Genomic DNA, 12,900 nt, shown 5'->3' on the forward strand with positions numbered 1-12,900 from the left:
CATGAATATAAATAAAAAAACAAAGTTGACTATTCTATTTTCTGTTTCAATCCTGTTAATTGCGGTTGCGATGACTTATCCTTTAGTATTGAATTTCTCTTCGTATATTCCGGGTTTCTTTTCAAGCGATGAAAATTTTGCTCCACTTTGGGAGAGTTGGAGGATTAACTATTCATTCCAGAACCATGTCTCCTTAACACATACGCCTCTAATTGCGTATCCCTTCGGGATTGATTTATATACCTCTGGATTTACTTCGTTTCTCTGGACCGGAATTTTCTACATTATAAGTTTGCTGACTACACCTGCAGTGACATACAATTTAATTGTTTTTGTAAACCTTTTTTTGAGTGGAATCTTTACGTGCGCCTTAGTATTTTATCTTACTAAAAATAAAGCAAGTGCTATATTTAGCGGTATACTTTTTGCTTTTTGCCCTTACCAATTTGTAAGAGCCTGGCAGCATTTTGGGCTTACTTTTAATCAATGGATCCCATTGATGCTGTTATCTGCCGTATTATTGAAAGAAAAATATTCAAAAAAGACTGCATTGTTGTTTTTGTGCAGCTTAGTTTTACTTTTTTCTTTTGATTGGACGATTATGTATTTATCTTGTATTTCAGTGATTGGATTGCTAACGTATTCTTTATTTTTCCAATGGAAGGTTAAATTCTTAAAAGATAAGCAGCTTCTTTTTAGGGACCTACAGTATTTTAAACACGTATTCGTTATTGGCTTAATTGCTTTTATTTTGTTGTCACCCCAGTTTTTACCATTAATTATTAAAAGTGTTTCAATGTCTGGAGTCAGTGAGGCCTCAGCGCATAATGTTTACCATCGCCCTTTTGAAGATTTGTTTGCTCAATCTGCCCGGCCGTTAAGCTATCTATTGCCAGCATCAACTCATCCTATTTTCGGAAAATTTACTGAAAATTTTATCGGTACATCTTTGTATGGTATAAGTTTTACTGAGCATACGCTTTATTTGGGTTTTCTCCCGCTTATATTAGCTTTTGTTGCGGTTAGAAGGTGGGTAAGAAATAGAAAGGCACAAGGCACAAGGAACAAGGCACAGGAAACAGAGCAGTTTTATTTAGGTTTTTTTATACTTTTAGCTTTTGCTGCTTGGTTGTTTTCTCAGCCTCCTTGGTGGAATATCTTTGGTTTTAAATTATATATGCCGTCTTTTTTAATGTATAAAGTATTGCCGATGTTCCGTGCATACTGTCGGTTTGGGATTGTGGTAATGTTTGCTATCGCAGTTTTAGCCGGTTTTGGGCTAAAATTTGCTTTAGAAAGATTTAAAACTCAGAAATCAAAGATTACTGTAGCAGCTTTATTCTGTTGTATAGCACTTTTTGAGTTTTGGAATTATCCTCCTTTTAAAGTTATTGATGTTTCGCAGGCTCCAGCGGTTTATTCTTGGTTAAAAGGGCAGCCTATGGATGTGGTAATAGCTGAATATCCATTAGATTCGACCAGTTCCAACGAGACATATAAATTTTATCAGACTAAACATGAGAAGAAGATGATTAACGGAACTTCTCAGGGAACTAAAGCAAATCTGATAGCTAGAACAATAACTAAATTATCCGAGGAGAGGACTGCTGGAGTTTTAAAGTGGTTAGGGGTAAAATTTGTTATTGTGCACAAGGACAGTTATTTGGATTCAGATTTAATTGAAGATAAAAAAGAAATTTTAAATGTTTCTTCAAATCAAGGGCTTAAGCTTATTAAGACTTTTTCACCTGAGGAATGTAGGAGAAAGAATATTATGTGTACTGGCAATACAGGTGAGATTGATGTGTATGAGATTGTCGCAGAGCCAATAGAACCGAAAGTAAACTAATTATGAATATTTTAGGTATATCTTGCTTCTATCATGATAGTGCGGCGTGTCTTTTGAAAGACGGGCAAATTATGGCAGCAGCGCAGGAAGAGCGTTTCACCCGTAAAAAACACGATTTTAATTTTCCTGCCAATGCTATCAACTGGTGTTTAGAAGAAGCTGATATTGTTGTTAAAGATTTAGATTATGTTGTTTTCTATGATAAACCATTTATTAAATTTGAAAGAATTTTAGAAACTTCTTTGGCCTATGCGCCAAGCGGGTTAAGCCAATTTATTCAAGCAGTGCCTTTATGGCTTAAGCAAAAACTTTTCATTCCAGAAGTAATTCGGAAAGAGTTAAATTACCAAGGTAAAATTTTATTCTCTGAGCATCATGAATCTCATGCAGCAAGTGCTTTTTATCCATCGCCTTTTAAAGAAGCTGCTTTTTTAACTTTGGATGGAGTCGGCGAATGGGAAACTGCCAGCTTTGGAGTTGGCCGAGATAATAGTTTAGAGATTCAGCACTTTTTAAGGTTTCCTCATTCATTAGGGCTTCTTTATTCAGCTTTTACTTATTATGCAGGATTTAAGGTTAATTCCGGTGAGTATAAATTAATGGGATTAGCACCTTACGGCGAGCCAAGATATTATGATTTAATCCTAAATAACCTAATAGATCTCAAAGAAGATGGTTCGTTCAGGATGGATATGAGATATTTTGGATATTGCAATAGCCTGCGCATGATTAATAATCGTTTTAATAAATTATTCGGCTCACCGCCAAGAAAACGTGAAGCAAATTTAACTCAAAAAGACATGGATATAGCTGCTTCAATTCAAAAAGTTACCGAAGAAATTATGCTGCGTATGGTGCGCCACATCCATAAAATTACAAAACAAGAGAATCTTTGTCTTGCTGGAGGAGTTGCTTTAAACTGTGTTGGAAACGGACGGATCCTGCGGGAAGGCCCGTTTAAAGAAATATGGGTCCAGCCAGCTAGTGGAGATGCAGGCGGGGCATTAGGGGCTGCGCTTCTTATCTGGTATAAATACTTAAAAAATGTAAGAAATGTAAATGGTTTTGATGATGCGCAGAATACTTCACTACTTGGTCCGTCATTTAAGGATGCTTATATCGAGAATTTCCTAAAGAATGAAAATATCCCGTTTAAAAAATTATCAGAAGCTGAATTGCCGGATTTAGTTTCGGGTTTGATTGCGCAGGGGAATGTTATCGGTTGGTTTCAAGGAAGAAGTGAATTTGGCCCGCGCGCATTAGGAGCAAGAAGTATTATTGGGGATGCTAGGAATAGGGAAATGCAGACAAAGATGAATTTAAAAATTAAATACCGTGAATCATTTAGGCCATTTGCTCCCAGCGTCTTAAAAGAAAAGGCGTCTGAATGGTTTGACCTTGATAAAGAAAGCCCCTACATGCTTTTGGTTGCTCCCGTAAAGAAAGATAAGCGGATTGATCCAAAAGGCCAAGACAAAGAACTTTTCGGGCTGGATAAATTAAAATTTATACGTTCCCAAATCCCTGCAGTAACACATGTTGATTATTCCGCCAGGGTTCAAACCGTTAAAAGAGAGGATAACCCGCTTTATTATGATTTGATAAAATCTTTCTATAATAAAACAGGATGTCCTGTTATAATAAATACGTCTTTTAACGTAAGAGGAGAGCCTCTTGTCTTAACTCCGGAAGATGCTTTTAGGTGCTTTATGCGCACTGAAATGGACTATCTTGTTATGGGCAGTTTTCTTTTAGATAAGAAAGAACAAAAGCTTCAAGCAAAAGATGATAATTGGCATAAAGAATTTGAATTGGATTAAATGATGGAAAAACTGGATTTAGGAAGAAGTAACTTAAGGAAGTTTGGTATAATAATGGGTGTTGCTTTTATTGCCATATCCGGAATTATTTTCTTAAAACATAGGCATTTCCCTCTTTGGGGGTTAATTAGCTCTGGGTTATTTTTTATTGCTGCGTTTACTTTTCCTTTAGCCCTTAAGCCTATATATATAACTTGGATGAAGTTAGCCTTTGTTTTGGCTTGGGTTAATACAAGGCTGATTTTGACAATAATTTTTTATCTAGTGTTTACACCGATTGGTTTAATATTAAAATTATTTAAGGTGGATTTATTGGAAAAGAAGATGGATAAGAAAGCAAGCACTTATTGGAAGAGCAAGGAAGAGGTTAAATTTGATCCTTCGTTATACGAGAGACAATTTTAAGTAAGATTATAAGAGTGGATTCCCGCTTTCGCGGGAATGACAGGGGGGAGTAATGGGTAAATTTTCTATAATAAAAGAATTTTGGCAGTTTTTGCGTGTTAGGAAAAAGTGGTGGCTTGCTCCGATAATTATTATGCTTTTATTATTTGGTATTCTTATCTTCTTTACGCAAAGTAGCGCTGTGGCACCTTTTATTTATACTTTATTTTAAGACGGAGGAATACGTGAATAAAATTGTAATATTGATTATTGTTTTAGTTGTATTGTTTTCAGCTATCTTTTGGCACAACAATAGGCCGGAACCGATAGTGTTGAATATTATTGATCAAATTGATAAGCCAGCCTTTGATGAAGCGGTTTACAGGATTAATTTCTTCGGGGTGCTGCCTGCTGGCAACGCGACTTTTTCAAATTCCAGAATTGAGGAGTTGAATAATCAAAAAGTAATTCACTTAAGCGCAAAAGCTGAGAATTTGAATATTTTTGCCAAGTTTTTTAAGGTAACCGCCCTACTTGATTCATATATCGATCCGGTTAGCCTAAATCCTCAGTATTTTAAAGAAACGCTTTCATTATCGGGTAAAAAGGAATCAACAAAAGAGGTGTTTTATAACCAGAAAGGTAATATTGTAACCATAAGGGGAGTAGAGCGTTCAATGCTTCCTAATACGCAAGATCCGCTTTCCGCAATCTTGAATTTAAGGCGTATGGATTTTAATAAATTAAAGGATTTTGATTTAAGTTTAAACACCAATCAAAAAAATTACGCGATAAAAGGCAAGGTGAGTGTTTTAGAAAAAACCATAAATAACAAAAAATACACCTTCTATGTTTTGAATGGAAATATTTTTCGAAGAGATAAAAATAATCCTTATCACAGATCTAGCATAACTATGGTATTGTTAAAAGAAAAAGAAAATCTTCCGGTGTTAATTAAAGTATTCGCCAGTGGGCTATTTATCAATGCCAGGTTAACGGACTTGAAATAATTGGTTTAAGTGTTTTTTAGCTCAAGATTTAATATCAATACAACATTAGGCTTAAACTTAGGTTTATAAAAAATAATTATGATTTTATTTTTAATAATAAATATAGCAGTTGTAATTTCTGCGTTTTTGTTAGCAGCAAGGTTATTTGGCTTCTCTAGTCTAGTTGATTTTTTAGTTTCTTGTTTTATCCTTTATTTTTCTCAGATTGTTCTAACCGAGTCAATTTTAGGCATATTCCAGATTTTAACCTTAAAATACCTTGTTTTATCCAATTTATTTATCCTTTTTTTTGTTTTTGTCCTGGTGGCCCTCAATGGGAAAAACCATTTAAAGCTTCCTGAAATAAAGCCAGCCTTAAAACATCTATTTAGTAATAGGATAATAGTGTTTGCAACATGCGTAATATTTGTTTTTGGGCTAGTTAAGGTTTTTATCAACCTTGTTAATGCGCCTTTTGGTTGGGATAGTTTGAATTATCATTTTACTTTTCCGGTGGAATGGTTAAAGAACGCAAATTTGTGTAATCCGATCACAATATTTGATGATCCTAGCCCTTCGTATTATCCAATTAATGGAAGTTTATTTTATTTTTGGCTTATAGTTCCGCTAAGAAATGTTTTTTTGGCTGATATAGGCCAACTTCCTTTCTTTATCCTTGCCTTTTTTTGTGTTTATGGTATTTCTAGAAAACTCAACCTTCCCAAGGATTATGCTTATTACGCTTCAGTGCTGTTTGTCCTTATTCCAAATTTCTTTAAACAGTTGCAAATTGCTTATGTTGATATAATGGTAGTTGCATTATTTTTAGCAAGTCTCAATTTTCTGTTTATATTAGAAAAGAAATTCTCGTTTTCTTGTTGTTTGATTTATGGGTTGAGTTTGGGATTGTTATTGGGAGTAAAAACAGTAGCGCTGCCCTATAGTTTTTTACTATTTATTCCATTTGTTTATTTAGCAATTAAGAATAGAAAGTATAATTTTTTAATAATCACCGCAGTTTTTATTATTCTATTTGGCGGGTATTCGTATATAAGAAATTACTTTCTGACAAATAATCCTTTGTATCCACTTGATTTTAAATTGTTCGGGAGAACGATCTTTAAGGGGGTTATGGATAGCGTTGTTTATAGAGCCCATTTTAAAATTCAGGATTATTCGTTAGCAAAGCTGTTATTCCATGAAGGATTAGGAGCTCAGAGTTTATTATTTATACTGCCCGGTGTCTTTTTTGGGCTTCTTTTATTGATGGCGAAAAAATTTAAAAAACCAAGCTTTTTGTTTGGATATTTTTTGATTTTACCGGTTCTTATCTATTTAGTTTATAGATATCTGATCCCATTGGCAAATACGAGATATTTGTATCCTCTTTTGGCACTTGGGATAATTTTGGGATTTTTCAGTTATAATTTTCTTAAATTCCCAAAGATTGCAATAAATATCGGGGTAATTATATGTATTATCGCGTCAATGTCGGAACTCGCAAAACGACAAGAGCTGGTTACATCTTTTGTCCTGACTATTATCACGTTGACAAGTTTGTTCTTTATGAGAAGGAATATCAAAAAATTAAAATTTATACTTAAACCTATTTTAGCTTTTTGGGTTGTTTTTGCCGTGTTGTTAAGTTTAATTTTATTAGAGAAGTATTACATAAGGAATGAATATAGAAGTTATGTAAAGATGACAAAATATTCAGGATTTTGGCTTGACGCAACAAAAGCCTGGGAATGGATAAATGATAATACTACAGGCAATAATATAGCTTATGTTGGCAGGCCGGTTCCTTTCCCTTTGTATGGAACTAATTTTAAAAATAATGTTTATTATGTATCGGTAAATAAAGTTGAACCGGCAAAACTGCATTATTTTCCTAATAGCCGTTATAACTGGGATTATGATTTCTTGAGCATGCACCGCAGTTTTGGAGAAAAAGATAATTACCGGGGGAACGAGGATTATTCAGTCTGGCTAAGCAATCTTTTGAGAAGGAAAACAGATTATTTATTCGTGTATTCATTGCATCAAACAAAGGATGTTGATTTTCCTATTGAGGATAATTGGGCGCAATCAAACCCTTTGAAGTTTAATTTAATATTTTCTAACCAAACCGTTCATATCTATAAGGTGATGTAAAATGTTATCAATTATTGTCCCAGCGCACAATGAGCAAGAAAATATCCAGCCTGTTTTAGAAAGAATAGAATCTTCTTTGGATATACCTTTTGAAGTTGTTGTAGTAAATGATCACTCTGAAGATGATACTGGAAAAATTGTGCAAAGTTTAACTAATAAATACAAAAATATTAGGTTAGTTGAGAATAAGCTACCTGCTGGCTTTGCTAATGCGATTAGGACGGGGTTTATTAACGCATCAGGTGAGTTTGTAATTCCGATTATGGCAGATCTATGTGATGATTTAGAAACCGTAAAAGAGATGTATGGCAAGATGCCGGCAGGCTTCGATGTGGTTTGCGGGTCGCGTTATATTAAGGGTGGGGCTCGTTTGGGAGGGTCAAAATTAAAAGGATTTTTTTCTTCGTTTGTCGGCTGGTCGCTTTTTTACTTGTTGGGCATTCCTACTCATGATGTTGCTAACGCTTTTAAAATGTACAGAAAGAAAGTAATTGAAAGCATAAATATTGAGTCGGTTGGCTTTGAGATATCTATGGAGCTGCCTCTTAAGGCGCATTTTTTAGGTTTTAAAATAACCGAGGTTCCTACTGTTTGGAAGGAGAGGGAGAAAGGGAAATCCAGCTTTAAGATGTTTAAGCTTTTTCCAAATTATCTTAAATTTTATACTTGGGCATTGGTTAAAAGGGTGAAAGGATAAAGCATGGCGTTACTTTCGGTGATCGTCCCGGTTTATAATGAAGCAAAAACAATAAGAGATATCTTAGCAAAAATAAATGCTCTTGATATTGATAAAGAGATGGTGGTTGTTGATGACGGTTCAACTGATGGCACTGATAAAATACTTATGGATATAAAATACAACTGTCTTAAAGTTATACATCACACAAGCAATAGGGGTAAGGGCGCGGCTTTCCTGACAGGCTTAACTAACGCAAGTGGAGAATTTGTAATAATCCAAGATGCCGATTTAGAGTACGATCCTAATGATTATCAGAAATTACTGACTGAAGTAAGAGAAAACCATGCGGATATGGTATTAGGCAACCGATTCAGGAAAGAGTACCATGGTTTATTTATGCATAAGATGGGGAATAGGTTTTTAACATGGTTATTAAATGCTTTGTTTTCAGCCAAACTGAATGATTATGCTACTTGTTATAAAATTGCCAGAAGGCAAGTTTTTGAAAGCCTCAATCTAAAAGCAACAGGATTTGATATTGACGTTGAGGTTGTTTGTAATGCTTTAAAGAAAAGACTTCGTTTATTGGAAATCCCCGTATGTTACAATCCCCGTACTTACAAAGAAGGTAAGAAAATTAGGTGGTCTGATGGTTTATGGGCGATGTATTACATTATAAAGTACCGTTTTGTAGGATAAAAATAGGAGAGCCTAATGGTTAAGTTCCTTGATTATGTTATTTATTGGTCAATAATATTTATTCCTTTTTCTATGGCTACTTCTCCTGTCCCGGTCAGCATTTTTTCCGGTTTTCTTATCGTTGCTTATTTAGTAAAACAGGCTTTAAAGAAAGAAGGCATATTTCCTAAAACAGCAATAAATCTACCACTATTACTTTTCTTTTTAATAACATGCATATCCATTGTGAATTCAATTAATTTTAGGGATACTTTTAAAGGCGGTATCCTTAGGCTATTACAGTATGCTTTTATCTTTTTTATTATGGCAAAAGAGATTAAAGACAAAAAGCATGTGAGAATAATTGTTTTTTCTGTATTAGTTGGTTTAGTGCTTGCTTCAATAGACGGAATCTTTCAGGTTATAACAGGGTTTGATTTTATCAGGCATTGGGCGCCGATAATTAATATGGGCCTTGTGCGCGCAACCGCTTCTTTTAAGGATTCAAATACATTTGGAATTTATTTGAGCGCTTTAGCACCTTTGCTTTTGGGGCTTGCTTTGTATTATTATAAGGGTAGTAAGAGGATGTTCTTTGTTTTAGCGAGCGTTATTTCGGTTATAGGGATATATCTGACATATTCAAGGCCGACTCTTTTGGCGATATATATTGTTTTATTCTTCTTAAGCATCATAAGAAGGGATAAAATAGTGATAATTTCTTTAGTTGTGCTGACTGTGATTTCGCCGTTTATAGCACCAAAAGGGGTTAAAGATTGGGCAAAGCAGGTGGATTATGATCCAATCAGGTTTATGTGTAATGATGATAGGATTGCGATCTTCCGTAATTCCATGAATATGATTAAACACAATCCGATTTTGGGAGTTGGAGCAAATACTTTTATGAAGAATTACAAAAAATATAAAGAAAACCCGGAATATATGAATATTGTTACTTCGGATTATTTATACGCCCATAATAACTTTTTGCAATTAACCGCAGAGCTTGGTTTTATCGGTTTGGCAGTATTTCTCTGGCTTCTGTATAAATTGTTTAGTGAATCGGTTGCTATCTATAGGAAGCTGAAAGATGATTATTTAAGGATAGTTTCTCTTTCTCTGATTGCTTGCTTGATCGCATTCTTAATCAATGGATTAACAGAGAGCAGCCTTAATTCATCTAGAGTGGCTTTAATATTCTGGTATCTTTGCGGGTTTTCACTTTCTCTTAAGAACTTTATTAAGTCAGAGAAATGATTAGAAAAATCCTTGCCTTCAGAAATGACCGTTTTGGAGAGTTTCTGTTAATAATTCCTGCCTTAAGGGCTTTAAAACAAAAATACCCGGAAGCCAAAATTACCTTAGTGGTTGATTCTTATGTAAAAGATTTGGCGCATTGCATAAAATATGCTGACGAAGTAATTATCTGGGATAAAAGGGAGCATTCTTGGCTGGAAATTTTTCGCTATGCTATAAGCTTAAAGAAAGGTAAGTTTGATGCTTGCGTAGTATTTAATCCTTCCAAAGAGTTTAATATCATTAGTTTCTTGGCAGGAATTCCTATCAGGGTCGGATACGCGCGTAAAATGGGGCATTTATTAAACCGTAAAATAAAAGATGAGAAACATCTTGGGCTTAAGCATGAAGTTGAGTATAATCTTGATCTGGTTAATTTGCTTGGGGCGGAGACTAACGATTTGACGTTGTCCTTAGAGACAAATGATGGTATAATATTAAATTTATTAAGCCAGGCAAAATTTAATAATGTAGATAATTTGATTGCGATTCATCCCTGGACGAGTGATCCAATAAAACAATGGCCGGAAAAGTTTTTCCGTGTTTTGGCTGAGTTAATTTCAGTCAAGCTTGATGTTAAGATAATTATAGTGGGTGCGGTAGATGAATCCAAATCCCATGAAAAATTTACAGGATTTGTTTATAACAATTTAGTTGACCTGACTAACAAGACTGATCTTTTGCAATTGGCAGCCTTATTAAAAAAATGTAAATTGCTTATTTCTTGTGATAGCGGGCCAGTGCATTTGGCTTCTTGTGTAAATACGCCGGTTTTAGCAATATTTAAGAGTGGTATGCCTGGAAAAAGCCCTTTAAGATGGGGCCCGAGAAGCAAAGGAAGTATTGTAATACAAAAAGATGATTTAGCTGGCCTTTTGCCAGAGGAAGTCTTTGAAAAAGTAAAAGAGGTATTAAAAAAATGATTTATTCTGTAATTTTATCCGGTGGAGTAGGATCGCGGTTTTGGCCGTTAAGTAGGAGCAGCCAGCCAAAGCAGTTTCTTAATCTTTGTTCAAACAAACCTATGATTGAGCAGACTATATTGCGCCTTAAGCCCCTAGTAAGTAAGAATAATTTCTATATTGCAACTAATAAATTGTATTCTAATAAAATAAAAAGCTTGTTAAAAAAGACAGGAATCCCTTTGCAAAATGCACTTTTTGAGCCGCAAAGCAGGAATACTTTTCCGCCAATTGTTGTGTTGTCTAAGGTTGTTTATGAAAAAGATAAAGACGCTGTCATGATTGTTTTGCCTTGCGATCACTACATCAAGAACGAAACTAAGTTTCTGTCAATTCTCAAGAAAGCTATTTGTGTAGCCAAATCAGGCTACATTGTTACTCTTGGAATTAAGCCAGAAAGGCCGGAAATAGGATATGGATACATTAAAGTAAATAAAAAACTAAAAACCGGCGCGTTTCTTGTTGAAAGATTTGTTGAAAAACCTAATTTTGAAAAGGCAAAGCAATATCTTAATAACAAAAGTTTTTATTGGAATGGCGGGATCTTTATTTTTAAGGCCAGTGTTTTGTTGGATGAGGTTAAGAAGTTAGCTAAGAAAGACTACAAAGCAATCCTTAAGGTAAATACGCTAAATAATGTAAAGATGAATTGGGGAAAAATAACTGCTACTTCTATTGATTACGCGGTGATGGAGAAGACAAAAAAAATAGCTTTGATTCCTCTTGACGCCGGATGGAGCGATATCGGAAGCTGGGAGGCGCTGGAGAGTTTAGTAAAAAAAGATAGTTTAGGGAATATTTTTAGGGGGAGCTGCATAGATTTAGGTTCAGAAAACAGCATTGTTTGGTCGGAGAGTAAACGCCTTGTCGCTACCTTCGGGTTAGAGAATTGTTTAGTGGTGGATACTCCGGATGCCCTTCTGGTTTGCCCTAAGGACAAAAGCCAGGATGTTAAAAGACTTGTTGAAACATTAAAACAAAAAAAACTTAATAAACAAATTTGAAAAAGTTTCTCATTATTAATCCTTTTGGCATCGGGGACGTATTATTTACTACTCCGATTATAAGCAATATTAAGGATGCATATCCTGACAGTTTGATTGGTTATTGGTGTAATGAGAGAGTAAAAGGCATCCTTGAGCCAAATCCTAAGATTGACAGGATTTTTGCTTTATCCCGAGGAGATCTGAAGAAGATCTTCCAAAAGAACTTTTTTGTTGGGATTAGCAAAGCATTAAAATTATTCTCCCAAATAAGGAAAGAGAGATTTGATGTTTCAATTGATTGTTCTTTAGACCATCGTTATGGGCTTGTATCTAAGTTAGCAGGAATAAGGCAGCGGTTAGGGTATAATTACAAAAACCGCGGGAGATTCCTTACTAAAAAAATAGACTTATCCGGTTATTCCGCAAAGCATGTGGTAGAATATTACCTTGATCTTTTGAGATTTATTGGCATTAACCCTAAAAGAGTAAATTTAGAGTTAGCGTTATCTAGTAAAGATAAAATTAAAGCCGATAAATTGCTCAATGATTACGGGGTTGGCCTTAAAGACTTAATTGTTGTTATTGCTCCCGGGGCAGGAGCCAGCTGGGGTGTTGATGCTTCATTTAAACATTGGCCGCAGAAGAATTTTGCGCAGTTAGCTGATTTAGTTATGGAGAAATATTCTGTTAAAGTGTTAATTCTTGGGGATGAACCGGAAAGTACAATTTCCCAAAATATAACTAGCCTTATGAGGAATAAGCCGGTTGACTTGACAGGCAAAACTGATTTAGGTGTTTTAGCTGCAATAATTGATAGGTCAGATTTTCTTATTGCAAATGATGGAGGCCCATTGCATATGGGGGTAGCTTTAAACAAAAAAACGCTCTCTTTTTATGGGCCGGTTTCACCATTGATTTATGGACCTTATCCACCCAATGATAACCGTCATATTGTTTTAAAAAGTAAATTGAACTGTGTTCCTTGCTACCATAATTTTCGTTTATCAGAATGTAAAAATAATAAAGAATGCCTTGAAGACATTTCTGTCAATGAAGCTTTTGAGGCAGCTGCTCGTCTTTTAACCGGAGAAAGAAATAATTAA

At 34.9% G+C, this 12,900-nt stretch carries 12 protein-coding genes; all 12 read left to right on the forward strand.

Going from position 1 to position 12,900, the window contains the following annotated elements; genetic code table 11:
• The first annotated feature begins 1 nt into the window (after nucleotide 1).
• Nucleotides 2–1,849, forward strand: a complete 1,848-nt coding sequence (locus tag PHO70_00230; GenBank protein ID MDD5431404.1) for a hypothetical protein — start codon at nucleotides 2–4, stop codon at nucleotides 1,847–1,849.
• A 2-nt stretch (nucleotides 1,850–1,851) separates the two neighbouring features.
• A complete protein-coding gene (locus PHO70_00235) occupies nucleotides 1,852–3,669 on the forward strand; it encodes a carbamoyltransferase (GenBank protein ID MDD5431405.1) in 1,818 nt (605 codons plus the stop codon).
• Nucleotides 3,670–4,074 carry an SxtJ family membrane protein gene (locus tag PHO70_00240; GenBank protein ID MDD5431406.1) on the forward strand — a complete coding sequence of 135 codons (405 nt, stop codon included), beginning with the start codon at nucleotides 3,670–3,672 and terminating at the stop codon, nucleotides 4,072–4,074.
• A gap of 52 nt (nucleotides 4,075–4,126) precedes the next feature.
• Nucleotides 4,127–4,285, forward strand: a complete 159-nt coding sequence (locus tag PHO70_00245) for a DUF5989 family protein (GenBank protein ID MDD5431407.1) — start codon at nucleotides 4,127–4,129, stop codon at nucleotides 4,283–4,285.
• A 13-nt stretch (nucleotides 4,286–4,298) separates the two neighbouring features.
• The gene (locus PHO70_00250; protein MDD5431408.1) at nucleotides 4,299–5,063 is read left to right on the forward strand and encodes a DUF3108 domain-containing protein; all 765 of its coding nucleotides are present in this window, start codon (nucleotides 4,299–4,301) and stop codon (nucleotides 5,061–5,063) included.
• 78 nt (nucleotides 5,064–5,141) lie between these two features.
• The gene (locus PHO70_00255; GenBank protein MDD5431409.1) at nucleotides 5,142–7,196 is read left to right on the forward strand and encodes a hypothetical protein; all 2,055 of its coding nucleotides are present in this window, start codon (nucleotides 5,142–5,144) and stop codon (nucleotides 7,194–7,196) included.
• A gap of 1 nt (nucleotide 7,197) precedes the next feature.
• Entirely contained in the window at nucleotides 7,198–7,893 is a 696-nt protein-coding gene (locus PHO70_00260; GenBank protein MDD5431410.1) for a glycosyltransferase, read from the forward strand.
• A gap of 3 nt (nucleotides 7,894–7,896) precedes the next feature.
• Nucleotides 7,897–8,574, forward strand: a complete 678-nt coding sequence (locus PHO70_00265) for a glycosyltransferase family 2 protein (protein ID MDD5431411.1) — start codon at nucleotides 7,897–7,899, stop codon at nucleotides 8,572–8,574.
• Nucleotides 8,575–8,589: 15 nt separating this feature from the next.
• Nucleotides 8,590–9,810 carry an O-antigen ligase family protein gene (locus tag PHO70_00270; GenBank protein MDD5431412.1) on the forward strand — a complete coding sequence of 407 codons (1,221 nt, stop codon included), beginning with the start codon at nucleotides 8,590–8,592 and terminating at the stop codon, nucleotides 9,808–9,810.
• The gene (locus tag PHO70_00275) at nucleotides 9,807–10,772 is read left to right on the forward strand and encodes a glycosyltransferase family 9 protein (protein MDD5431413.1); all 966 of its coding nucleotides are present in this window, start codon (nucleotides 9,807–9,809) and stop codon (nucleotides 10,770–10,772) included. The genes PHO70_00270 and PHO70_00275 overlap by 4 nt, the downstream gene beginning before the upstream one ends.
• Complete coding sequence (locus PHO70_00280; protein MDD5431414.1) at nucleotides 10,769–11,815, forward strand: mannose-1-phosphate guanylyltransferase; 1,047 nt, start codon at nucleotides 10,769–10,771, stop codon at nucleotides 11,813–11,815. Before PHO70_00275 ends, PHO70_00280 begins: the two co-directional genes overlap by 4 nt.
• Nucleotides 11,812–12,900 carry a glycosyltransferase family 9 protein gene (locus PHO70_00285; GenBank protein MDD5431415.1) on the forward strand — a complete coding sequence of 363 codons (1,089 nt, stop codon included), beginning with the start codon at nucleotides 11,812–11,814 and terminating at the stop codon, nucleotides 12,898–12,900. The genes PHO70_00280 and PHO70_00285 overlap by 4 nt, the downstream gene beginning before the upstream one ends.

The sequence above is a fragment of the Candidatus Omnitrophota bacterium genome (assembly GCA_028715415.1).
In the GTDB taxonomy this organism is placed as follows: Bacteria; Omnitrophota; Gorgyraeia; order Gygaellales; family Profunditerraquicolaceae; genus JAQURX01.

Excerpts from the sequence above, each read along its gene's own strand:
- PHO70_00260 (MDD5431410.1), top strand. The coding sequence starts at position 7,198 with ATGTTATCAATTATTGTCCCAGCGCACAATGAGCAAGAAAATATCCAG.
- PHO70_00280 (MDD5431414.1), top strand. The coding sequence starts at position 10,769 with ATGATTTATTCTGTAATTTTATCCGGTGGAGTAGGATCGCGGTTTTGG.
- PHO70_00255 (MDD5431409.1), top strand. The coding sequence starts at position 5,142 with ATGATTTTATTTTTAATAATAAATATAGCAGTTGTAATTTCTGCGTTT.
- PHO70_00275 (MDD5431413.1), top strand. The coding sequence starts at position 9,807 with ATGATTAGAAAAATCCTTGCCTTCAGAAATGACCGTTTTGGAGAGTTT.
- PHO70_00245 (MDD5431407.1), top strand. The coding sequence starts at position 4,127 with ATGGGTAAATTTTCTATAATAAAAGAATTTTGGCAGTTTTTGCGTGTT.
- PHO70_00240 (MDD5431406.1), top strand. The coding sequence starts at position 3,670 with ATGATGGAAAAACTGGATTTAGGAAGAAGTAACTTAAGGAAGTTTGGT.
- PHO70_00230 (MDD5431404.1), top strand. The coding sequence starts at position 2 with ATGAATATAAATAAAAAAACAAAGTTGACTATTCTATTTTCTGTTTCA.
- PHO70_00235 (MDD5431405.1), top strand. The coding sequence starts at position 1,852 with ATGAATATTTTAGGTATATCTTGCTTCTATCATGATAGTGCGGCGTGT.
- PHO70_00270 (MDD5431412.1), top strand. The coding sequence starts at position 8,590 with ATGGTTAAGTTCCTTGATTATGTTATTTATTGGTCAATAATATTTATT.
- PHO70_00265 (MDD5431411.1), top strand. The coding sequence starts at position 7,897 with ATGGCGTTACTTTCGGTGATCGTCCCGGTTTATAATGAAGCAAAAACA.